Here is a 21,023-nt window from a genome sequence, read left to right on the forward strand (position 1 = left end):
TTTATGTTTTGTCATAGTAGACCTCATTTCTAACTCAAACGTCTCATACTTAATTCCACCATAAAAATCCGTTTTAGACTAACTTCCACTTTGGTCAGACAAGTGGAAGTTACTTTGAGAAGTTACCTCACGAAAAAAGTTAAAAAAAAGTTTGCAAAAATCTTGCATTCTTTTTTTGACTATGCTATACTTATATACGGTTTGAAAAAACTGCCTAAGACAGTAGGGGAGCTCGACTCATAAGTATCCTACCGAGGACAAAACGTATCATGTAAAAAGAAGCGTATTGTACTTTCGTGTCTAGGTTTGGGCGCGTTTTTCTTTTGAAAAATTTCCCCAAGCAAAATAATAACGGAGGTGAACACACTAATGAGTGAAGCAATTATTGCTAAAAAAGCGGAACTAGTTGACGTAGTAGCTGAAAAAATGAAAGCTGCTGCATCTATCGTCGTTGTAGACGCTCGTGGTTTAACAGTTGAGCAAGATACAGTTCTTCGTCGTGAGCTTCGTGGAAGCGAAGTTGAGTATAAAGTGATTAAAAACTCAATCTTGCGTCGTGCAGCTGAAAAAGCTGGTCTTGAAGAACTTGCATCAGTATTTGTTGGACCATCTGCAGTAGCATTTTCTAACGAAGATGTTATCGCACCAGCGAAAATCTTGAACGACTTTTCTAAAAACGCTGAAGCACTTGAAATCAAAGGTGGTGCAATCGAAGGCGCTGTCGCATCTAAAGAAGAGATTCTTGCACTTGCAACTCTTCCAAACCGCGAAGGACTTCTTTCTATGCTCCTTTCTGTACTTCAAGCGCCAGTGCGCAACGTTGCTCTTGCAGTCAAAGCGGTTGCAGACAACAAAGAAGACGCAGCTTAATCTTAAGCTACGCAGCGTAGCCTAGCTACGAGAAAACTATTATAAATTTAAAAACATATTTGGAGGAAATAACAATGGCATTGAACATTGAAAACATTATTGCTGAAATTAAAGAAGCTTCAATCCTTGAATTGAACGACCTTGTAAAAGCTATCGAAGAAGAATTTGGTGTAACTGCAGCTGCTCCTGTAGCTGTAGCTGCTGCTGGTGGTGCAGAAGAAGCTGCTAAAGATTCATTTGACGTTGAATTGACAGCTGCAGGCGACAAGAAAGTCGGCGTTATCAAAGTTGTACGTGAAATCACAGGTCTTGGTCTTAAAGAAGCTAAAGAACTTGTTGATGGTGCGCCAGGTGTCATCAAAGAAGGCGTTGCAGCTGCAGAAGCTGAAGAAATCAAAGCTAAATTGGAAGAAGCTGGAGCTTCAGTTACTCTTAAATAAGAGGCATATACCAATTAGAAATCGGAATACTATAGTATCAGCCTTTTAGAATCGTGAACACATTTTAGAAACTGATAAATTAATTTAGTTTCCTACCAAAAACCCTACCAAAAATTAATTTGGCAGGGTTTTTCTTTTTAACAAATTTATCGTGGAGAACAATTGAATATTGTTCTCCTTTTTTTATTTTCAGGAGGGAAAATGACAAAAGAATTACAATCATCACGCTATATTGTCATTTCATTTTTAGTACGTGAAATGGGAATTGATATTGTTGAAGCCATCTCTCTTATGGCTGAATTGGAAAAAAGTGGCTTGGTTCGATTGGAATCGAGTGGAGATTTAATACTCAAAGAACTTGGAGGAGAGCTATGAAACGAATTACCGCAAATCAATACCAAACTTCAGAACGGTATTATAAATTACCTAAAATTCTTTTTGAGGATGAGAAATATATGGATATGAAATTAGAAGTAAAGGTGGCTTATTCTATTTTAAAAGATCGTTTAGAATTATCTCTTAGTCGTGGTTGGATAGATGAAGAAGGAGCAGTTTATTTAGTATTTTCTAATTCTAAACTGATGAAGCTATTAGGTTGTTCGAAGTCAAAATTACTATCAATCAAAAAAATTCTTAAAGAATATGACTTAATTGATGAAGTTCAACAGTCTTCAAGTGAGAAAGGAAGACTAGCTAATAAGATTTATTTAGGGGAGTTGTCTTCTACCCCAGTAGGTAATTCAAACAGGCCTAGTGTTAAAAAAAGACTAGGGCAGGTTGAAAATGAAACGACCCCCGTCTCACATTCAGCCCCTAGTGAGACTGAAGTTAGTGAGACTAAATATAGTGAGACTGATTCTTTATTTATTGAGGATGAGGAAGAAAGGAATACTCAACCTATCTTGAGAAGAAAAGTAGAAAAGGTCACAAAATATGATCGAGATTATATTTGGGGATTGGTACAAGATCAATTTAGACGAGAAGGTTTTTCTGAAACAGCCAGTGAAATTGCTATGACTGATTTTGAGAGAATCTATCAGTATGCTCTTGACAATGTTCGCTTTGTTAGACGTGCGGAAGTACTTGCTGAATTTGTGTTTAACGGCTTGTATTCTGTTTGGAATAACCGTGTTAGAAAAGGAGGTGGTTAAAATGTCGCCAATCAAGTGGATATTAGTTATGCTCATTTTAATTTCAAGTGGTGTGACACTTTGGACATTGATAGTCGATCAGAAAGGGGTAATCAAGAAATGAGATTTATTGATTTATTTTCAGGTATCGGTGGTTTTCGACTTGGAATGGAAAGTGTCGGACACGAGTGTATTGGATTTTGTGAGATTGATAAATTTGCTAGAGAATCTTATAAATCCATTTTTCAAACGGAAGGAGAAATCGAATTTCATGACATACGAGATGTTTCAGATGACGAATTTAAAAAACTTAGAGGGAAAGTCGATATTATCTGTGGGGGATTCCCTTGTCAAGCATTTTCAATCGCAGGAAGACGATTGGGATTTGAAGATACTAGAGGAACTTTGTTCTTTGAAATTGCTCGGGCGGCCAAACAAATCCAACCACGTTTTCTTTTTCTTGAAAATGTTAAAGGCCTACTCAATCACGATAAGGGACGGACGTTCACTACAATCCTTACCACACTTGATGAGTTGGGGTTTGATGTTGAGTGGCAGGTGCTTAACAGTAAGGATTTTGGCGTTCCCCAAAACAGAGAGAGGGTGTTTATTATCGGACATTCTAGAAAGAAAGGTACCAGACTCTTATTTCCTTTCAGACGAGAAGGTCAAACAACTAACTCTGAGACTTTGAAAGAACTAGGGAATTTGAATCCATCAAAAAGTGGAATGAGCGGTAAAGTCTATTATTCAGAAGGTCTTGCACCAACCTTAGTTCGTGGAAAAGGAGAAGGATTCAAGGTTGCTATTCCCTGTATGACACCAGATAGATTAGACAAGAGACAAAATGGTAGACGTTTCAAGGATAATCAAGAGCCAATGTTTACTTTAAATACTCGGGATCGCCATGGTATTGTCGTTGTTGGAGATTTACCAACTAGCTTTAAGGAGACAGGTCGTGTCTATGGAAGTGAGGGCTTATCTCCAACACTGACTACGATGCAAGGAGGAGATAAAATCCCCAAAATACTGATTCCAGAACCAATCCAATTTCTAAAAGTCCGAGAGGCAACGAAAAAAGGATATGCTCAAGCAGAAATAGGAGATTCAATCAATTTGGAAAGACCAAGTTCTCAGTATCGTCGTGGTAGAGTTGGCAAAGGTATAGCTAATACGTTAACAACTAGTGGACAAATGGGAGTAGTAGTGGCTAGCTATGAAGGAGAAGATAAACAAGTTTATCATGTAGCCGGTATCTTAATAGATGGACAATTTTACCGTCTGAGGATACGACGAATCACTCCTAAAGAGTGTTTTCGCTTGCAGGGTTTTCCTGATTGGGCTTTTGAAGCTGCTAGAAAAGTCTCTAGTAATAGTCAGCTTTATAAACAAGCTGGTAATAGTGTAACCGTTCCTGTGATTGCTGCAATCGCAAAGAAATTAAAAGAAATAGAGGAAAAAGATGAAAGCGTTAAATAAAGAGTCAATACTATATTGTGATGAATTAGAAACAGAATTACATGATGCAGAAATGATGCAGTTGGATGAACAAATATTTTTGATGCCCAATTATCCATGTGAGCTTGAAGTGACATTTTTAGATTTTTACCATAAAAAACACAATTACCCACTATTTTATGAATCCTATCTTCAAAACATTATGGAATTCCTTGAAAGTCAGGATATAAAGAACGGAGCTGACGCCTTTGTAGATGATAATCATAATCTTGTTTTTGTTTTATATGGGCAAGGCTATCGAGCCGAGGGAAAAGAGGGAATACTTACAACCCAAGTAACTGTAAAAGCTTATGATGAAGACAAGAAATCAATTAACTTCTCCAATTTATTAGATTCCTTAATCGTCTCAGAATATCAAATGGAACCGAATCTTTGGGAGGTCTCCCATGATTGATCTCTATCTAAGTAAAAATAACCATAGAAATCAACTTCTTTTAGACTTCTTTCAAAACTATGGCATAGAGGTCACTCCTCATTCTATTTCTGAAATGACAAAGGACAAATTAATTGAAATGATGAGCTATTCTTCAGATTGTTTTGAGTTTTTATCTCCTAATTTATTACGATTTAAGAACCGTGACAATCTAAGATTAACGGATTTCGTTGAGATGATTTTAAAAAATCCTGAACTAACCATCAGACTTCCTCTTGCGGTTTCAAATAAGCGGGTTTATCCGAATCTGAATTTGGAAGAGGCTAGAGCTTTATTGCCAAGAGATACGAAACAATTGATTTATATGGTACAAACACATTATTTATCTAACTAAAGGAGAAGCAATATGGCTGAACGATTTTGGGAGAACTTGTCCATTATTTTGGCTGAAAGAAATATCAGCTGGATTGAGTTAACCAGAAAAATGTTTGCGGGAGAGTTTCACTATCCAAGTGAATTGAATCGTTTGTATCAAAAGATTCGCCACTATAAGATGGAACAACGAATGCCTCAAAGTCCATGGGTAGAAAGGATTGTGCAGGTATTAGATTTAGATTATGAAGATTTATTTCGGAGGTAACTATGAAAAGAATAATTCCAGTTTATATATTCCAACAAGTAAATGTCCTATTGGTATCTCTATACTTACTGAAATTTCTTTGTATCGGTGAGTTAACTATACTACAGATTCTCTATGGTTCGTCACTCATTTCTTTTTTATGGATGTATGGTCAACGTAAACAAGCGAATAAGATCGATATGAAATCTAGGATGAAATGGCTTGGTATTGGATTAGCTAGCCTAATGATTATAAGTCTATGTTTTAGTCTGATTCATGCTCAAGGAACCACGAATCAAGCAAACTTAATTGGGCTTCAATATCAAGTTCCTTGGTTTTCATTTTTATTGTTCTTAATCAATGCGAGTATGGTTGAAGAATTTCTGTATCGAGAAATTTTATGGAACATGGTCAGAAAATTAGACATCAGAATTGCCTTGACAAGTGTTTTGTTCGCCTTAGCTCATCATCCAGGAACCATTCTAGCTTGGTGTTTGTATGTTTCATTGGGAATGTTTTTAGGAATGGTACGCTATAAATCTGATTTATGGGGCAGTATGGGGCTACATTTGGTGTGGAACCTACTAGTTTATAGTTTGCTGCTTTTTTAAAATAGGTGCCCTGATTTTTAGATATTCATAATGAATGTAATTGTTGACAAATATGGACTAATTGCGTATAATGAAGATAATTAAATGATATAATTACTTGTGGGCTAGTGGATATGGTCTGCACCCGCCTGTGGGCTCCGCTCTCAGTTCAGACTGTTTGTTGAGAAAAAGAATAGCAGGACTGCCTACCCTTGAGGAATAGATAGGGCATATCTAGCGTGAGGTGAAACTCAATACGTGGGAGAGAAGGAAGCAGGAGCTTCCTTCTCTTTTTTAGGAGAAAATTCAAATGACTTATACTTTGGAATGGCTAAAGACTTTTGATGGAGAGATTGATATTCTCAATATTAAGATGAATTGCTTGGCCAATACTATTGAGAAAAATGTTTCTCAGTACAAATATATTTATCAGACAAATATGGAGAACTGTCCTGAAATTATTCTATCAGTCCCAAACTCCTCTATTCCTCATCTATTAGGATTATCTAGAGAACATCATGTTAATTTACCAACTAATAATGCAGGGAGTATTTTTGAAGGATTAAAAGATGATTGGACATTGGAAAGCCTGAATAAAGCTGATAATGGTTGGTTCAACGAAAATAAATTCAAAATAGTTGGAACCTTGTTGCTTTATCAAATGTTACATGTAATGGAGTGTAAATTCTATACAACTGATGGCATTTTGAATAGAAGAGTTGGTAGCCGATTTAGAAGAGATAATATTTATTTTGTAGTCTTTAAATTAAGTAATGGTATTAGTTATACAGTAGAACTATCACGTGAACAAGGTAATCAATACTTTCCAAGAAGCCTTAAAATCAATGATACCTCCGTTACAGATTGTAGAGAAATAGAGCTTAGACTCATTAATAAGATTAGATTTAAGCCAGTTAAGGCAAGAAAGGTGAAATGGCCATCATGATTTAAAAATTGAAATCATGATTACATCACTATTCTTTTCTTAACAAATGTGAGTATTGTCGAAGAATTTCTGTATCGAGAAATTTTATGAAAGTTAATCAGAAAATTAGATATCAGAGTTTCTTTGACAAGCATTTTATCTTGCTGTTTGTATGTTTTTACTAGAAATGTTTCTAGGGCTTCATTTGGAGTGGAAACTATTAGTCCATGGCTTACTTCTTCTTTATAATAGGTGGTCTAGCTTACTTATAGATTCAGTTTGAAATAAAAAACTAAATGAATTGATTTTAAAGAAATAAAATGCTAACAGATATATAAGATGTTAGCATTTTATTTCTAAGAAAGGAGAATGAAATGGTTGATAAAAGAGAAAAACTGATGAACTCTTTCAATCAGTATGGTTTTTTAACTTTTAAACAAGTAATAGATGAAAATTTACACTACAAAACCTTATTGAAAATGCTTGCAGAAGGAAAAATCGATGCTGAAGAAAAAGGGTTATATCGCTTACCTGATATTTATTTAGATGAGTGGTTTGTCCTTCAGTATCGATTTCCAAAGGGAATCTTTTCTTTGGAGACAGCACTTTGGTTACATAGTTTATCTTTGACTATCCCTTTTAACATGACGATGAGTTTTCCTTATGGTACGAATACCAAAAACATTAAGGAAGCAGATATATGTCCTATTATTTTACGCTCTCACTATAGTGAAGGAATTATTGAAATAGAGCGCCTTCCTGGTCGATTTATTAAAGTTTATGAAGTTGAACGAGTTTTGGTTGAATGTCTATGCCCAGCTATTTAAAGTAACTGATAAGTTACAATCTTATACGGAGGTGCTATCTTAATGTTTTTTAATACAAAAACTTTAATAGTTTTAGAATTTGGTTGATAGCTTATGAATAAACAGCTATATTTTTTTGATTATTAAATATTCAAAAATCTATTATATAATTAGTTGAGATTATATGTTGTAAGTGTTATAATACAGGCGAAAAGGGTTGCTCTGGAAAGGAGAAAAAACGGAAACTATATTTTGAGCAATTCATAATTTTATTGTTAAATAAAGCTTTTAATTCTAATTATGGAAGGTGAACAGTCATGAAAACGAGTAAAATTATCCTTTCTGTCTTAACTGTAATTATTAGTTGTAGCTTAGCGTGTCCTGTATTTGCTGATTGGGTATCTGGTGGTAACTGGAGTTACGGAGGTTATCATAATCCAGGCAATTGGGGAGCATTCTCAAATTATTTCCACGACTATCGATGGCATTGGTCAAGTGTGACTCGAGCAAGTGACAGCAGAGCTAATGTAGGTTATGCTTCTGCTCATTACACATCAAGATCGTTCATAAATACAAGTTTTGGTGAAACTGCATACTTTAATTATGGATTTTAATTGCTAAGGTTTATCCTAGAGAGAAGAAATCTCTCTAGGATAAACTAGAAAGAGTAGAATTATGAAACGTTTATTTATACATTTCTCGAACCTTTTTATTCTAATCTTTCTGCTTTGGATTGCCTTTATTTCACCTAATACGGTCATCCATCGAAGCCTACCTGTAATAGGGATTCTTCAACAAGAAAGGGAAGTTGTTTATGAAGAGCTTTCATCTAGCTTAGATCAGTTAGCAAAGGAAAACAATAGTTTGATTGCTCGTCAGATTCAAAAAACGGATTCTAAAGGGCAAGTCAAGTTTTCGTATGATATCTACGGAGAAGGAGCACTTCCTAATGGCATCAAAAAAGAAGAGAAAGAATTCGTTGCAAAGGGAAGTTTGCTTACCAATTACTATATACTATCTGGGAATTTAACCCTTGAAAAATTGGATCAAAAACTCCACGATCTTGGTTTTTCAAAAAGTTTCATGAATAAGCCCAATCCCCTGCAAAATTTTATGGTATTTTTTAGTTCGGGTTCCCAATCTCTAGCCTTGGTTATTTTTATCATCAGCTTTGCTGCATTGACCATTATTCAAAAAACACTTGAAATGAGAAGTGCAGGGATTCGTTACATTTCTGGAATAAGACGATACCAGCTCTTTGGACATTCTCTCATGGAAGACGGTAAAGAATTGTTTTTAGGGTGTATTGGTGGAAGTGTCCTAGGAGCTATTCTGATTTATTATTTACAATTGACTCCTTTTGCCTATTCTCTCATCATTTCAGCTAGTATTATTTACAATACACTTTTATTTATTTTATCTGCTTTCCTATCCTTTTTCTTTGCATTCAGTATTCAGACAGTACACTTGGTTAGCCTTTTAAAGGGGAAAATTCCATTAAAAAGAGTCTTGTTTTTTCTCTTTACATGTCAATTTCTTGCAATCACTGTCATTGGTCTCTCAATTCATCGTGTCAGCATCTATGGCTCTATCTGGCAGACTTATCAAGAGGGAAGTTTGGCTTGGTCTAAAGAGACAAATTGGATACAAATTAGTTTGAATCGGGAAAATGTTTTACAAACGACAAACAAAGAAATGCAAATTGAACAAATAGCTAAATGGTCTAAACTGATCGAGTCTGGCATTGAAAAAGGTGGACTTTTGGTCCATCATCAGCTTGCCGCATTTAATTCAAAAGGCTTCATGAACGATCCTAGAACAGGGAGAGAGCTTTCGATCACAGATTACGATCCTCTTGCCAACACCCTGTATGTAACACCAAATTACCTTGATATCCAAAGGATCTTAGTTTCCCCTGAGGAAAAAGAGCGCTTGAATCACTTGCAAGCTGGAGAATTTGGACTCTTGCTTCCTGAAAAGTTGAAAGGGCAAGAAGAGGAGTTGAAAAAACGCTATGAAGATTATCTGACTCCTAGTGATGAACAAGGAAAGAGTCAGTTGCCTATGAAAGCACGGGTGACCTATCTTCCTAACAACCAAAAACGATTTATCTATAATAATACACCGATGATCTATCAGCAATTCTTGACAGACCCGATTTTGGTTGTTGTTCTACCTAGAAGCTTTGGTGGCTACGATAATCCTTATTTCTCTCATCTTAATTCTTATCTTTACTTTGATGGTCTGGAAAAAAGCAAGAAACTAGTAGTTGAGAATGGGCTTGAAAAAAATGTTAGTCAATATGACTATGCGGCGTCTGTATACCAGCAGATGATCCAATCCATTCAATTAGAGAATCTCATTACCATTGCAGGAGGAATCTTTGCAATAGCTACTTCCATACTACTCTTTAACACCATGAATTTCCTCTATTTTGAAGAGTTTAGAAGACCAATCTTCTTGAAGAAGATTGCAGGTCTGGGATTTGTAAAGATTCACCAAATGATTTTGCTCTCAGAAAGTATCCTCTTACTATTAGGAAGCTTCCTGACATTCCTTCTCACTCAAGAATGGTGGATTGCTCTTGTCACTCTCTTGCTATTTATTACTAATGCTTGGTTTATTCTCCTGTACCGGTCTCATAAAGAAGACCACTTGTTAGCCACTGTACTGAAAGGAGCCTAATATGATTAGCATAGAACATTTAACCAAATCATTTGGCCAACGAACGGTCTTTCAAGATTTGAGCTTGCAATTTACAGAAGGTAAGGTCTATGCTCTGATCGGAAATAGCGGGTGTGGTAAAACAACCTTGCTTAATATCTTGGCAAAGTTAGAGCCTTATGAAAAGGGAAGTATCAGCTATCAAGGGCAAGAATTGAAACAAATCAAACAGCATCACTTCTTTAAGCATGAATTAGGCTATCTCTTTCAAAACTTTGGCCTACTTGAAAATGAGACTATCGCTACAAATTTAGATTTGGGATTGATTGGGCAAAAATTAACGAAAAAAGAGAAGAAGCAGCAAGAAGAAGAAGTGCTCAAAAAAGTAGGATTGGCTTACCTTGCTCTGGATCAAAAGATTTTTGAATTATCTGGGGGAGAGGCGCAACGTGTCGCATTAGCTAAAGTTATTTTAAAAGATCCACCTTTAATTTTGGCAGATGAACTAACTGCAGCACTGGATCCAGAAACCTCACAAGAGGTGATGGACTTGCTCTTAATGTTAAAGAATCAAGAGCGTATAATCATTATTGCAACCCATAATCCCGATATTTGGAATCAAGCAGATGAAGTTATAAATTTAAATCAATTATAGTTACAGTCAATAGATATCTTCTATATTTTAAAGTTATTTTATCTGAATCCGTAAAAGCAGTTCAATTGAACTGCTTTTTTCTTCTACGACTTACACTGTTTGGTTTCATGAGCAAGCCCCTCAAAGTGAATTAATAACAAATCATTAGAAGTCATAGTGATGAAATTTCTGTAACGGAAGTAGAGCGAATTGCTGAACTATTAAATGAGTATCTCTCGAAGTAGAAGCGTCTATTTTGACTTTTAGTTTGATAGAATGGTAGTTTGAAAATGTAAATGATAGCTACTGTTCATAAAACATATAAGGTACGTACGGTGTTGTGAGAGGAGCTAGAAATTAGCACTTACCTTATTATTCCAACAACCCCAAAAATGTGATAAAAATTTCAACTACTCTTATCTATAATAAAGCTACCTGTTCTTTGAAAATTGAATCCACTCCGTCTTGATTAGCGTGCCTGTGTAAGTAGGGACTGAGAGTATTTCCCTGTGAAGGGCGACTGGCACAAGACGTGTGTGAGAATTTTCTAACAGACACGGAGTTTATCGTTACCAGACTTAAACGATGCGACAAACTAGATAAAGGAGTTAATCATGAAGGTAGTAAACTTGTATGATTTGAAACAAATGGGAAATAAAGGTGGTTGTACCATCCAATTGATTCATCACTTTCCTTTTGGTATGGGCTTAGGACATCTCAAAAGAGACTACATTGAATTTAAACGTGTTGGTATCTTTGATGGGAAAGCAGTAGAAGTTACTCTTCGAGAACCTTATTCGAGAGATCTACTGCAGGTTGTCAAGTCGATTAAGCAACGTCAGAAATTGATAGCTTATCGTTATAAAGAAGGAAAGCTGCTATTTGTTAAGAAGGAGGCATCAGATGTCCTCTGAACAACAGGAACGAATGGCAGTTCAATATGCTGAGCGTAGTCTTTTATTTACTGTAAAAAGTCTTTTAAAGATTCTAGAATGGTCTAGACGTCAGGCTTTAGCACAAGATTCCGCCTATAAGATAGGGGTGCAGAAATTAGAAGAATTGCTACAATCTCCCTATTCGATTGATACGATTAATCTGAAAAAAGATTTTTTAGACAAACCAATTGATATAGAGAAATTTAAAGCTTTTTTAGAAAAAGAAGAGATTCCTTTAGCCATCGCTTGGCAAGGGGATTCTCTGCATTTCTACACGAAAGACCGTTCGATTCTAGACAATCATTTAGACCATCTGTTAGAAAAAATGGTTAATGATCCGGAGAAATTAGCTGATTTTATCATGGATAAGTCATTAGACGATGCAATTGATGAGGCTAAATCCCAAATTACCTTTAGACAAGAAGGTGCCGTCAAACAGAAAGAGATGGTGAGATGATGTACAGTGGAAAGAAATTCCTACTATTCTCACTGTTAGGTATCTTACTAGGCTATCTTTTTCATCGTTTGACGCTTTTGTATGATTCCTATACTGGAAATACATTAGATAAATGGATTCATCTTCTGATGGAAGGTCAAGATGAAGTTCTTCAGTCGCCATGGAATGTTTCCTTTACTGGAAAATCAAGTGCTTTTTTTCTACTAGGCTTTGTGATGATGTTGCTGGTTTATCTCTATCTAGAGACTGGTAAAAAACAATACCGAGAAGGGGTAGAATACGGGAGCGCCCGTTTTGGAACTCTAAAAGAAAAGAAGCTCTTTTACGGTAAGGAATTTTTACATGATACGATCTTAGCACAAGATGTTCGTTTGACATTATTAGATAAAAAACCACTCCAATATGATAGAAATAAGAATATTGCAGTGATCGGAGGTTCAGGAAGTGGGAAGACATTTCGCTTTGTGAAACCCAATCTAATTCAGATGAATAGTTCTAATATTGTAGTGGATCCTAAAGATCACTTGGCCGAGAAAACAGGAAAACTCTTTTTAGAACATGGCTACCAAGTAAAGGTGTTAGATTTAGTCAATATGAAGAACTCAGATGGCTTCAATCCTTTTCGCTATATAGAGACAGAAAATGATTTGAATCGCATGCTGACGGTTTATTTCAATAACACCAAAGGCTCTGGCTCTCGTAGTGATCCATTTTGGGATGAAGCTTCTATGACTTTGGTCCGAGCTTTAGCCTCCTACTTGGTCGATTTCTATAATCCACCCAAAACAAGAGAACAGCTCATAGAAGAGAGTCGTTTGAGTCAAACAGAATACAAAAACTTGTTGAAACGTCAAAAAAAAGAAGTGGAGGAGCGAAAAAAACGAGGGCGTTATCCAAGTTTTGCTGAAATCTCAAAACTCATTAAACACTTATCCAAGGGTGAAAACCAAGAAAAAAGTGTCTTAGAAATTCTATTTGAAAATTATGCTAAAAAGTATGGGACTGAAAATTTTACCATGCGAAATTGGGCAGATTTTCAAAATTATAAGGATAAGACTCTGGATTCTGTTATAGCTGTAACCACTGCTAAATTTGCCCTCTTCAATATTCAGAGTGTCATGGATTTGACCAAAAGAGATACTCTTGATATGAAGACATGGGGCAAGGAAAAATCAATGGTTTACTTAGTTATCCCAGATAACGATAGTACCTTTCGCTTTCTTTCAGCCCTCTTTTTTTCAACAGTATTTCAAACTCTAACAAGACAAGCAGATATTGATTTTAAGGGGCAATTACCTCTTCATGTGAGAGTCTACTTAGATGAATTCGCAAATATCGGAGAAATCCCAGATTTTGCTGAACAAACCTCAACAGTCCGTTCTCGGAATATGAGTCTCGTTCCTATTCTACAAAATATTGCCCAACTTCAAGGGCTCTATAAAGAAAAAGAAGCTTGGAAGACCATTTTGGGGAACTGTGATAGCTTAGTCTACTTAGGTGGTAATGATGAAGATACCTTTAAATTTATGAGTGGCTTACTCGGTAAACAAACCATTGATGTTCGAAATACTAGTCGTTCCTTTGGCCAGACAGGTTCAGGATCCCTTTCTCATCAAAAGATTGCTCGTGATTTAATGACACCTGACGAAGTCGGAAATATGAAACGGCATGAATGCTTGGTTCGAATTGCCAATATGCCTGTCTTTAAAAGCAAAAAATACAATTCCACTAAGCATCCAAACTGGAAGTACCTAGCCAATCAAGAAACCGATGAACGGTGGTGGAACTATCAAATCAATCCTTTGAATCAAAGACAAGAAAATCATCTTGAAGGCCTTAGAATTCGTGATTTAACTTTTGAATCTAGTTTAAAATAAAAATAGAAAAGAGGAAATAGATGATTACGCATTTTAAAGGTTTTGTTTATGGAGTAGACGCAAGTGCTATGTTTGCACAAGCTATGTCTTTGTTACAGAAGGGATTGATTGCGGTTGGTGCCTTTCTCGTTGTTGTGGGGATTGTCAACCTTGCAACCAACATTAAAGATGGTGGACCAGGTGTTCGGAATGCCATTCTTGAAATTGTCGGTGGTGTTATGGTCGGGGCTGCTGGAGCCTTTGTAACCCAGATTTCAATTTAGGAGGATAAACAATGACATGAATCTTAGTTTAGTCTCACCCTTTGTTTACCTTGCATCTGAAAAAATATCAGCTGAAAATTTATTTGAAGGATTTAATGTGGATTTACAATCTACGGTAGATCTGATTAAATCATTATCTAGCTACAATCCAACCGTTTGGACTTATATGTCTAGTATTACTAAAAGTGTCATGCAGCCTCTTGGAGTTGCGATTTTATCAGTAGTTCTCATCTTAGAATTTTCGAAGATGGCAAAGAAAATTGCTAACTCAGGTGGAGCGATGACCTTTGAAGCATTAGCGCCGATGTTGATTAGTTATATTATGGTCGCAGTTGTAATTACCAATACTACCGTTATTGTAGAAGCTATCATCGGGATTGCGAGTCACGCCATTGAACAAGTGGCCTCGATTGTGGCTCACGGTGGGGCAAAGTATGATACACTCTCTGGATTAAAAGGTTCAGGATTTATTGGCCGGATGATTGTGGGCTTTTTCGCCCTCCTCATTTGGCTTGTTCGGATAGTAAGTGCAGCCATGGTTAATCTTTTGGTATCTATTCGATTTATTCAACTCTACCTTATGATTCCATTTGCCCCTCTTACGATTCCAACATTTTTAAGTGATGAATGGAAGTCTATTGGTATTGGTTATTTAAAAAATATTATGGTTTATGCGGTACAAGGGGTTCTCATTTTTCTGATTGTTTCTCTTGTTCCTTTGTTTGAATCTGCTGGGAAAATAGCTGTTTCAAATGGTGCAGGAGTCTTGCAATCACTTGCGATTATGTTTGGTAGTTTGGTACAAGCTATCTTACTGATTATTGCCCTCGTTGGTTCTCAACGTACGGCTCGCTCAATTTTAGGTATGTAATTAGATAAAGGCTAGGAAGTGATTGCTTCTTAGCCTTTTTAGAAAGGAAAGTCATGAATACACGTGTCTTTAAAGACATCTCAAAATACCAACACAGGGCTTGGTTAGGTTTCACCACAAGACAAATCATCTTTGTTTTACCAGCCTTTATTGTCACAATTATTGTTTTGGGCTTGAATCTCTTTTTCTGGCAATTTGGAGATTGGTTTGTTTACGGTTTTGTGTTTGCCTTTACCATCCCCCTCATGCTTTTTGGAGTCTATAAACCCAATGATTTATATTTTGAACATTATTTGAAATACCGTCTTCATTTTGAACTAACGATACCCCTACGCACAATTTCAGGAAAGAAAGGACTTGAACATGAAAAGAAAATCAAATACATTAAAGAAACAAAAAACTTCAACGACTAATAAAAAGGAAGAAGTTAAAGATAAAAAAGAGGAAGTGTTACCATCAACGGCTAATACTCTTTCCTATCAAGCCTTGTATCAAAATGGTCTGATGCAGGTAAAAGAAGATTATTTTTCACAAAGCTATTTACTTGGTGATGTCAATTACCAGACCGTTGGTTTAGAAGATAAGGGCGCAATCATTGAGAAGTATTCTGATTTGATTAACTCTTTAGATGACCAAACCAACTTCCAATTGACCATCTTTAATAAAAGATTGAATTTAGAAAAGTTTAGACAGAGTGTTTTGTATGAGGAAAAAGAAGATGGGTACGATAGCTATCGTAAAGAATTGAATCGGATGATGAATCAAAATTTAGACAGTGGGGAAAATAACTTTTCAGCTGTGAAACTGATTAGCTTTGGTAGAAAGGATTCTAATCCCAAACAAGCCTATCGTTCCTTGTCTCAAATTGGAGAATATTTCAAGAGTGGTTTCTCAGAAATTGATGCTCGATTTGAATCCTTGGCTGGAGAAGAACGGGTGAACTTGTTGGCAGATATGCTTAGAGGAGAACATCATCTTCCTTTTTCTTACCGTGATTTAACGAGATCTGGTCAGACAACTCGTCACTTCATAGCACCTAATCTCTTGGATTTTAAAAATAAGAATTACCTACAAATCAATGACCGCTTATTACAGATTGTCTATGTGAGAGACTACGGTATGGAATTAGGGGATCAGTTTATCCGAGACCTCATGCAAGGAGATCTGGAATTGATTGTAAGCCTTCATGCTCAAAGTTCGACCAAGGCAGATGCCATGAAGAAACTACGAACAAAGAAAACCTTAATGGAATCCCAAAAGATTGGGGAACAACAAAAACTAGCTCGTACAGGTATCTATTTGGAAAAAGTAGGTCATGTATTAGAAAGCAATATCGATGAAGCTGAGGAACTCTTAAAAACCATGACCGAGACAGGAGATAAACTATTTCAAACGGTCTTCTTGATTGGGGTCTTTGGTCAGGATGAAGAAGAACTCAAACAAGCCCTAGACACTATCCAACAAGTGGCCGGCTCAAATGACCTAATGATTGATAAACTTCCATATATGCAAGAAGCAGCCTTTAATAGTTTGCTGCCATTTGGTTGTGATTTTTTAGAGGGAGTATCACGGAGTTTATTAACGTCCAATATAGCAGTGAACTCACCTTGGACTTCAGTAGACTTACAAGACCGTAGTGGGAAATATTATGGTATCAATCAAATCTCAAGCAATATTATTACCATTGATCGCAGCCTATTAAATACACCGTCTGGTCTGATTTTAGGAACATCTGGAGCTGGGAAAGGGATGGCAACTAAGCATGAAATTATCACGACCAAAATCAAGGAATCTGGTGAAAATACTGAAATTATCATCGTGGATCCAGAAGCAGAATACAGTGTCATTGGACGAGCTTTTGGGGGAGAAATGATTGATATTGCGCCCGATTCCCAAACTTATCTCAATGTCCTTGACTTGTCTGAGGAAAATATGGATGAGGATCCTGTAAAGGTAAAATCAGAATTTCTTTTATCTTTTATTGGCAAGTTATTGGATAGAAAAATGGATGGGAGAGAAAAATCGATTATAGACCGAGTCACCAGACTCACCTATCAGTCATTTAAAGAGCCTTCTTTGGAAGAATGGGTCTTTGTCTTGAGCCAACAACCAGAAGAAGAAGCGCAGAATTTGGCACTTGATATGGAACTGTATGTTGAAGGTTCTCTTGATATTTTTTCTCATAAGACCAATATTCAGACAGGATCTAACTTCTTAATCTATAACGTTAAAAAGTTAGGAGATGAGCTGAAACAAATCGCTCTTATGGTTGTTTTTGATCAGATATGGAATCGTGTCGTTCGGAACCAAAAATTAGGGAAGAAGACTTGGATTTATTTTGATGAAATGCAGCTTCTTTTATTAGATAAATATGCCAGTGATTTCTTCTTTAAATTGTGGAGTCGTGTCAGAAAATATGGAGCCAGTCCGACTGGGATAACCCAAAATGTCGAAACCTTATTGTTAGATCCAAATGGTAGACGGATTATTGCCAATAGTGAATTTATGATTCTCCTCAAGCAAGCAAAAAATGACCGAGAAGAACTAGTTCAACTCTTAGGCTTGTCAAAAGAACTCGAAAAATACCTAGTCAATCCAGAAAAAGGGGCAGGACTAATAAAAGCTGGTTCAGTTGTCGTTCCCTTTAAAAATAAGATTCCCCAAGGTACACAATTGTTTGATATCATGAGTACAGATCCTGATAAAATGGCTTCTAATTAAGGGGAAGGTAAATGAAGGATAAGAGAGAAATCATACGTGCCCGAAAGGCATTTAGAAGAAGTCTAAAAGATGAGAAGAAATTCTTAAAACAAGGAAAGAAGGAGGTGAGAAAACAGAAAAAAGATTCCGCTGTACTGGATGAAAAAGCATGGAAAAATGAGATAAAGCAAAAGCTGGAGAATATGAGAGAAGCTTCAAAGGCTAGAGTAAAACAAGCAAATGAAGACTACAATCATATTCTTCAAAATAGTCCTCCATCACTTTTGAATCGGAAAGAATTAAGAGATAGACGATTGCCTCATGCTAGGAAACGATTGAAAATAGCCAAGAAACAATTTAAGGAAGCTAAGGTTGAAGCAAAAGAAGAAAGAAAAGAGAGTCGTAAAGAAAGAAAAACCAATCAAAAATTTTTCTACGGTCAGGAAACGAAAGTAAAATCCAATTTTTTCCTTCAAGGGAAGAATCTAGAAGAATTAAAAGCTAAGAAAGAAGTCAAAGCCGCAAAAGAGAATCTAAAATCTACTAAGCAAGCCTATAAGTTCAAAAAAATCAGTAGGAAAGCCAAAACCTTTCTTTATGTCCTTGGACGTGAAGGTGGAGAGTTAGCTTCAGAAAATGAAGATTTAGAAAGTTATCGCACACTTCATGAGACCATTAGAAAAGGGAAACGCTACAGTCGGCTTTCTTATAATCTTGGAAAAGCTAGTGTCAAAACAGGACAAGCAACAGGTCGTTTTACCAAGAAAAGACTGACCAACACAAAAGAGCGATACCATCATTTTAAGGATGGAAAAGGATGGAAACTAACTAAAGATAATCCAAGTTCCTTTAAAAATCGGTATCGAAAATTAAAGAAACAAGGTCTTTTAAGTGTCCGAAATATCTATCAAAAATTAAAAGCAGCCTTTTCCTTCTTTACATTTGTGGCTGGAAATCCTGTAACCTGGATAGTTGGAGGAATAGTCTTTCTTCTTTTACTTATGATGAGCTTCTTTTTAGGATTTTCATCTGCTAGTTTGATTCAACAAGATGAATTTGAATTAACAAAAGCTTATACCCACCTAACTTGGGAAGATGCAGAACATACTCGCACAAATGACAAAGGAATTACTTATTACACAAAAGTTGATGATGTGATGGGGTATATGAACTTTAAATTCCATGACTATGAGTTACACAAACCAGTTCACTTATTTAGTTCAGAATCTTACAAGGATTATCTGTCTACTTTGTGGCATGATTTAAACGATGGGGATGATTTGAAATCCATGCAAGACCTCTATGAAACTCCTAAGTATAAACTATCGAGAGACGATCAAGAGGAAATAAAGGAACTAAAAGAAGAGGGTGTCTATGCTTCCATGCAGGAATTGGACAATCCATTTGAGGGGAAAAGCAACGAAGATAGTCTAACCATGACTTATCGTTATGGATACTATGATTTAGACGGAAAACCTACTCTTCAGGAGTATATTCTACTAGAAGCGAAGGCTCACCAAACAATTGTCGCACCAATGGATGGTGTTGTATCTCTAGACGGAGATGATGTTATTCTCACTAACGGAAAAGGAGAGAATGAGAGTCGATTGACCTTGTATTCTATTCATAATGGCCGTGCGATTGAGGGGACAAGAGTCCTAACGGGTGATATTATTGGTGAAACACCAGACGATACAGGTTTGAAAGTTTCCTATCAAAAGTATAAAAACAAGAAAGAAAAATTGGTGTATGTCCATCCGCAATTTTATTTTCCAAAAGTCATTCAACTTCAGACCACTATCTTACCAGCCATTGGTCAGTTTGGTGGGGATGAGTTTGAACGAGCAAAACATATTTATGAGTTTTTGAAATCTCAAGGGGCAAGTCCCCAAGCCATTGCGGCAATTTTAGGAAATTGGTCGGTAGAGTCTTCTATTAATCCTAAACGAGCTGAAGGAGATTATTTATCTCCTCCTGTTGGCGCTACCGATTCCTCATGGGATGATGAAAGCTGGTTAGCGATTGGAGGTCCAGCCATTTATAGTGGTGCTTATCCTAATATTCTTCATAGAGGTCTAGGTTTAGGGCAATGGACAGATACCGCAGATGGGTCAACACGGCATACAGCTTTATTGAATTATGCACATATCAAAAATAAGAAGTGGTATGATTTAGACCTCCAACTTGATTTTATGCTTCATGGGGATAGTCTTTACTATCAAAGTTGGTTAAAGGATTTCTTTGGAAATACGGGCAGTGCAGCCAATCTCGCCCAACTCTTTCTGACCTATTGGGAAGGAAATTCTGGTGACAAACTACTGGAAAGACAAACCAGAGCAACGGAATGGTATTACCAAATTGAAAAAGGCTTCAGCCAAACAAATGGAGGACAGGCAAAAAGTGACCCGCAATCCCTTGAAGGGGTTCGTGGGGACTTGTATGATCATTCTGTTCCTGGTGGTGGAGATGGTATGGCCTATGCCTATGGACAATGTACATGGGGTGTTGCAGCTCGTATGAACCAGTTAGGATTAAAGCTAAAAGGTAGAAACGGAGAGAAGATTTCAATCATTAATACCATGGGAAATGGTCAGGACTGGGTTGCGACAGCTTCAAGTCTTGGTGGGGAAACGGGCTCTACACCAAGAGCAGGTGCTATTGTTTCTTTTGTAGGAGGTACACATGGTACACCAGCCAGCTATGGTCATGTGGCTTTTGTAGAGAAGGTCTATGATGATGGTTCTTTCCTTGTGTCTGAAACCAACTATGGGGGCAACCCTAACTATACCTTTAGAAAAATCTCTCAAGCAGATAGTGCCATCAGTTTTGCTTATACGACCAAATAGAAGAGTTTACACTTGAAATTGTAGCTATTTAAAGATACAATATGTCTATAAATGAGTGGTCGGCTCATGGTCAATCTGATAGTAATCTTGGACATAAGGGCCAAGCGGTGGCGGACACCAGAACAAAATCCGATAGCAATCTTGGACGTACGGGCCAAGCGGTGGCAGACACCAGAATAAACCGACTGATTAGGTGGCTTACAGGTTCAGTAAGTCATCTTTTTTCTTTGAAAAATAGCATAAAAATCTAGTTATCCGCATAAAAACTGGACTTATCACACTTTATCAAGGTCAAAACCACTCAATTTACTACTAATTTACTACTTATGAATGAGCTTTGATACGACGATTTATCCTTGAAAAGTGAAGATATAAAGATACTTCCAATAAAATTTGAATATTTAATAGGTAGACACTTCAAAAAATGAGGTGTCTATTTTTTTACCCGATTTTGAAAGGAAGTGAACTTATGAAAACAAAAAATCAAGAATCAAAAGGTCGTTCC

The 21,023-nt window shown here is 36.5% G+C and carries 21 protein-coding genes, 1 pseudogene and 1 other annotated feature; all 22 genes and pseudogenes read left to right on the forward strand.

Going from position 1 to position 21,023, the window contains the following annotated elements:
- Nucleotides 1–195 precede the first annotated feature (195 nt).
- Nucleotides 196–331, forward strand: a sequence feature (ribosomal protein L10 leader region).
- 38 nt (nucleotides 332–369) lie between these two features.
- The 22 genes and pseudogenes from rplJ to QM959_RS03155 all read left to right on the forward strand — a co-directional run bounded on the left by rplJ (nucleotide 370) and on the right by QM959_RS03155 (nucleotide 20,518).
- Nucleotides 370–870 (forward strand): 50S ribosomal protein L10, encoded by a 501-nt coding sequence (rplJ, locus tag QM959_RS03050; protein ID WP_004259693.1) that lies wholly within the window; start codon nucleotides 370–372, stop codon nucleotides 868–870.
- Nucleotides 871–944: 74 nt separating this feature from the next.
- A complete protein-coding gene (rplL, locus tag QM959_RS03055; RefSeq protein ID WP_001196968.1) occupies nucleotides 945–1,310 on the forward strand; it encodes a 50S ribosomal protein L7/L12 in 366 nt (121 codons plus the stop codon).
- A 201-nt stretch (nucleotides 1,311–1,511) separates the two neighbouring features.
- Entirely contained in the window at nucleotides 1,512–1,685 is a 174-nt protein-coding gene (locus tag QM959_RS03060) for a hypothetical protein (protein WP_024057854.1), read from the forward strand.
- Nucleotides 1,682–2,461 carry a replication initiator protein A gene (locus QM959_RS03065; RefSeq protein WP_037612744.1) on the forward strand — a complete coding sequence of 260 codons (780 nt, stop codon included), beginning with the start codon at nucleotides 1,682–1,684 and terminating at the stop codon, nucleotides 2,459–2,461. The genes QM959_RS03060 and QM959_RS03065 overlap by 4 nt, the downstream gene beginning before the upstream one ends.
- A gap of 99 nt (nucleotides 2,462–2,560) precedes the next feature.
- Complete coding sequence (gene dcm / locus QM959_RS03070) at nucleotides 2,561–3,919, forward strand: DNA (cytosine-5-)-methyltransferase (protein WP_414371410.1); 1,359 nt, start codon at nucleotides 2,561–2,563, stop codon at nucleotides 3,917–3,919.
- Nucleotides 3,903–4,352, forward strand: a complete 450-nt coding sequence (locus QM959_RS03075) for a hypothetical protein (RefSeq protein WP_037612741.1) — start codon at nucleotides 3,903–3,905, stop codon at nucleotides 4,350–4,352. The genes dcm and QM959_RS03075 overlap by 17 nt, the downstream gene beginning before the upstream one ends.
- Nucleotides 4,345–4,725, forward strand: coding sequence for an arsenate reductase (locus tag QM959_RS03080; RefSeq protein WP_037612739.1), 381 nt, complete (start codon nucleotides 4,345–4,347; stop codon nucleotides 4,723–4,725). Before QM959_RS03075 ends, QM959_RS03080 begins: the two co-directional genes overlap by 8 nt.
- 12 nt (nucleotides 4,726–4,737) lie before the next feature.
- On the forward strand, nucleotides 4,738–4,971 hold the full coding sequence (locus tag QM959_RS03085; protein ID WP_000840776.1) for a hypothetical protein: 234 nt from the start codon (nucleotides 4,738–4,740) through the stop codon (nucleotides 4,969–4,971).
- 2 nt (nucleotides 4,972–4,973) lie between these two features.
- The gene (locus QM959_RS03090) at nucleotides 4,974–5,561 is read left to right on the forward strand and encodes a CPBP family intramembrane glutamic endopeptidase (protein ID WP_414260496.1); all 588 of its coding nucleotides are present in this window, start codon (nucleotides 4,974–4,976) and stop codon (nucleotides 5,559–5,561) included.
- Nucleotides 5,562–5,850: 289 nt separating this feature from the next.
- The gene (locus QM959_RS03095) at nucleotides 5,851–6,486 is read left to right on the forward strand and encodes a hypothetical protein (protein WP_002917292.1); all 636 of its coding nucleotides are present in this window, start codon (nucleotides 5,851–5,853) and stop codon (nucleotides 6,484–6,486) included.
- Nucleotides 6,487–6,839: 353 nt separating this feature from the next.
- Nucleotides 6,840–7,335: pseudogene (locus tag QM959_RS03100) on the forward strand (type IV toxin-antitoxin system AbiEi family antitoxin domain-containing protein).
- 253 nt (nucleotides 7,336–7,588) lie between these two features.
- Nucleotides 7,589–7,885, forward strand: a complete 297-nt coding sequence (locus tag QM959_RS03105) for a lactococcin 972 family bacteriocin (protein WP_080981310.1) — start codon at nucleotides 7,589–7,591, stop codon at nucleotides 7,883–7,885.
- Nucleotides 7,886–7,946: 61 nt separating this feature from the next.
- On the forward strand, nucleotides 7,947–9,956 hold the full coding sequence (locus QM959_RS03110) for a DUF1430 domain-containing protein (RefSeq protein WP_414260499.1): 2,010 nt from the start codon (nucleotides 7,947–7,949) through the stop codon (nucleotides 9,954–9,956).
- A 1-nt stretch (nucleotide 9,957) separates the two neighbouring features.
- Nucleotides 9,958–10,590 carry a putative bacteriocin export ABC transporter gene (locus QM959_RS03115; RefSeq protein WP_000623394.1) on the forward strand — a complete coding sequence of 211 codons (633 nt, stop codon included), beginning with the start codon at nucleotides 9,958–9,960 and terminating at the stop codon, nucleotides 10,588–10,590.
- Between the two features lie 593 nt (nucleotides 10,591–11,183).
- Nucleotides 11,184–11,483: a hypothetical protein gene (locus QM959_RS03120; RefSeq protein WP_000869764.1), complete on the forward strand. Its 300-nt coding sequence runs from the start codon at nucleotides 11,184–11,186 to the stop codon at nucleotides 11,481–11,483.
- Complete coding sequence (locus QM959_RS03125) at nucleotides 11,473–11,961, forward strand: hypothetical protein (RefSeq protein WP_000093676.1); 489 nt, start codon at nucleotides 11,473–11,475, stop codon at nucleotides 11,959–11,961. The genes QM959_RS03120 and QM959_RS03125 overlap by 11 nt, the downstream gene beginning before the upstream one ends.
- Nucleotides 11,961–13,838: a VirD4-like conjugal transfer protein, CD1115 family gene (locus QM959_RS03130; RefSeq protein ID WP_414371515.1), complete on the forward strand. Its 1,878-nt coding sequence runs from the start codon at nucleotides 11,961–11,963 to the stop codon at nucleotides 13,836–13,838. Before QM959_RS03125 ends, QM959_RS03130 begins: the two co-directional genes overlap by 1 nt.
- 20 nt (nucleotides 13,839–13,858) lie before the next feature.
- A complete protein-coding gene (locus QM959_RS03135; protein ID WP_000627865.1) occupies nucleotides 13,859–14,101 on the forward strand; it encodes a hypothetical protein in 243 nt (80 codons plus the stop codon).
- 16 nt (nucleotides 14,102–14,117) lie between these two features.
- Nucleotides 14,118–14,972 carry a conjugal transfer protein TrbL gene (locus tag QM959_RS03140; RefSeq protein WP_001054259.1) on the forward strand — a complete coding sequence of 285 codons (855 nt, stop codon included), beginning with the start codon at nucleotides 14,118–14,120 and terminating at the stop codon, nucleotides 14,970–14,972.
- A 53-nt stretch (nucleotides 14,973–15,025) separates the two neighbouring features.
- A complete protein-coding gene (locus QM959_RS03145) occupies nucleotides 15,026–15,385 on the forward strand; it encodes a PrgI family protein (RefSeq protein WP_050078386.1) in 360 nt (119 codons plus the stop codon).
- Nucleotides 15,336–17,693, forward strand: coding sequence for a VirB4-like conjugal transfer ATPase, CD1110 family (locus tag QM959_RS03150; protein WP_061746201.1), 2,358 nt, complete (start codon nucleotides 15,336–15,338; stop codon nucleotides 17,691–17,693). Before QM959_RS03145 ends, QM959_RS03150 begins: the two co-directional genes overlap by 50 nt.
- 11 nt (nucleotides 17,694–17,704) lie before the next feature.
- Nucleotides 17,705–20,518, forward strand: coding sequence for a phage tail tip lysozyme (locus tag QM959_RS03155; protein WP_414371416.1), 2,814 nt, complete (start codon nucleotides 17,705–17,707; stop codon nucleotides 20,516–20,518).
- Nucleotides 20,519–21,023 lie beyond the last annotated feature (505 nt).

Origin of the sequence: Streptococcus mitis (assembly GCF_047459985.1) — a bacterium.
GTDB classification, from domain to species: Bacteria; Bacillota; Bacilli; order Lactobacillales; family Streptococcaceae; genus Streptococcus; species Streptococcus mitis_DZ.

What these genes read in the sequence shown, in the direction of transcription:
- QM959_RS03080 (WP_037612739.1), top strand. Translation starts at nt 4,345, where the DNA reads ATGATTGATCTCTATCTAAGTAAAAATAACCATAGAAATCAACTTCTT.
- QM959_RS03060 (WP_024057854.1), top strand. Translation starts at nt 1,512, where the DNA reads ATGACAAAAGAATTACAATCATCACGCTATATTGTCATTTCATTTTTA.
- QM959_RS03105 (WP_080981310.1), top strand. Translation starts at nt 7,589, where the DNA reads ATGAAAACGAGTAAAATTATCCTTTCTGTCTTAACTGTAATTATTAGT.
- QM959_RS03140 (WP_001054259.1), top strand. Translation starts at nt 14,118, where the DNA reads ATGAATCTTAGTTTAGTCTCACCCTTTGTTTACCTTGCATCTGAAAAA.
- dcm (WP_414371410.1), top strand. Translation starts at nt 2,561, where the DNA reads ATGAGATTTATTGATTTATTTTCAGGTATCGGTGGTTTTCGACTTGGA.
- QM959_RS03095 (WP_002917292.1), top strand. Translation starts at nt 5,851, where the DNA reads ATGACTTATACTTTGGAATGGCTAAAGACTTTTGATGGAGAGATTGAT.
- QM959_RS03115 (WP_000623394.1), top strand. Translation starts at nt 9,958, where the DNA reads ATGATTAGCATAGAACATTTAACCAAATCATTTGGCCAACGAACGGTC.
- QM959_RS03065 (WP_037612744.1), top strand. Translation starts at nt 1,682, where the DNA reads ATGAAACGAATTACCGCAAATCAATACCAAACTTCAGAACGGTATTAT.
- QM959_RS03085 (WP_000840776.1), top strand. Translation starts at nt 4,738, where the DNA reads ATGGCTGAACGATTTTGGGAGAACTTGTCCATTATTTTGGCTGAAAGA.
- rplJ (WP_004259693.1), top strand. Translation starts at nt 370, where the DNA reads ATGAGTGAAGCAATTATTGCTAAAAAAGCGGAACTAGTTGACGTAGTA.
- QM959_RS03090 (WP_414260496.1), top strand. Translation starts at nt 4,974, where the DNA reads ATGAAAAGAATAATTCCAGTTTATATATTCCAACAAGTAAATGTCCTA.
- QM959_RS03120 (WP_000869764.1), top strand. Translation starts at nt 11,184, where the DNA reads ATGAAGGTAGTAAACTTGTATGATTTGAAACAAATGGGAAATAAAGGT.
- QM959_RS03155 (WP_414371416.1), top strand. Translation starts at nt 17,705, where the DNA reads ATGAAGGATAAGAGAGAAATCATACGTGCCCGAAAGGCATTTAGAAGA.
- QM959_RS03130 (WP_414371515.1), top strand. Translation starts at nt 11,961, where the DNA reads ATGTACAGTGGAAAGAAATTCCTACTATTCTCACTGTTAGGTATCTTA.
- QM959_RS03135 (WP_000627865.1), top strand. Translation starts at nt 13,859, where the DNA reads ATGATTACGCATTTTAAAGGTTTTGTTTATGGAGTAGACGCAAGTGCT.
- rplL (WP_001196968.1), top strand. Translation starts at nt 945, where the DNA reads ATGGCATTGAACATTGAAAACATTATTGCTGAAATTAAAGAAGCTTCA.
- QM959_RS03150 (WP_061746201.1), top strand. Translation starts at nt 15,336, where the DNA reads ATGAAAAGAAAATCAAATACATTAAAGAAACAAAAAACTTCAACGACT.
- QM959_RS03145 (WP_050078386.1), top strand. Translation starts at nt 15,026, where the DNA reads ATGAATACACGTGTCTTTAAAGACATCTCAAAATACCAACACAGGGCT.
- QM959_RS03110 (WP_414260499.1), top strand. Translation starts at nt 7,947, where the DNA reads ATGAAACGTTTATTTATACATTTCTCGAACCTTTTTATTCTAATCTTT.
- QM959_RS03075 (WP_037612741.1), top strand. Translation starts at nt 3,903, where the DNA reads ATGAAAGCGTTAAATAAAGAGTCAATACTATATTGTGATGAATTAGAA.
- QM959_RS03125 (WP_000093676.1), top strand. Translation starts at nt 11,473, where the DNA reads ATGTCCTCTGAACAACAGGAACGAATGGCAGTTCAATATGCTGAGCGT.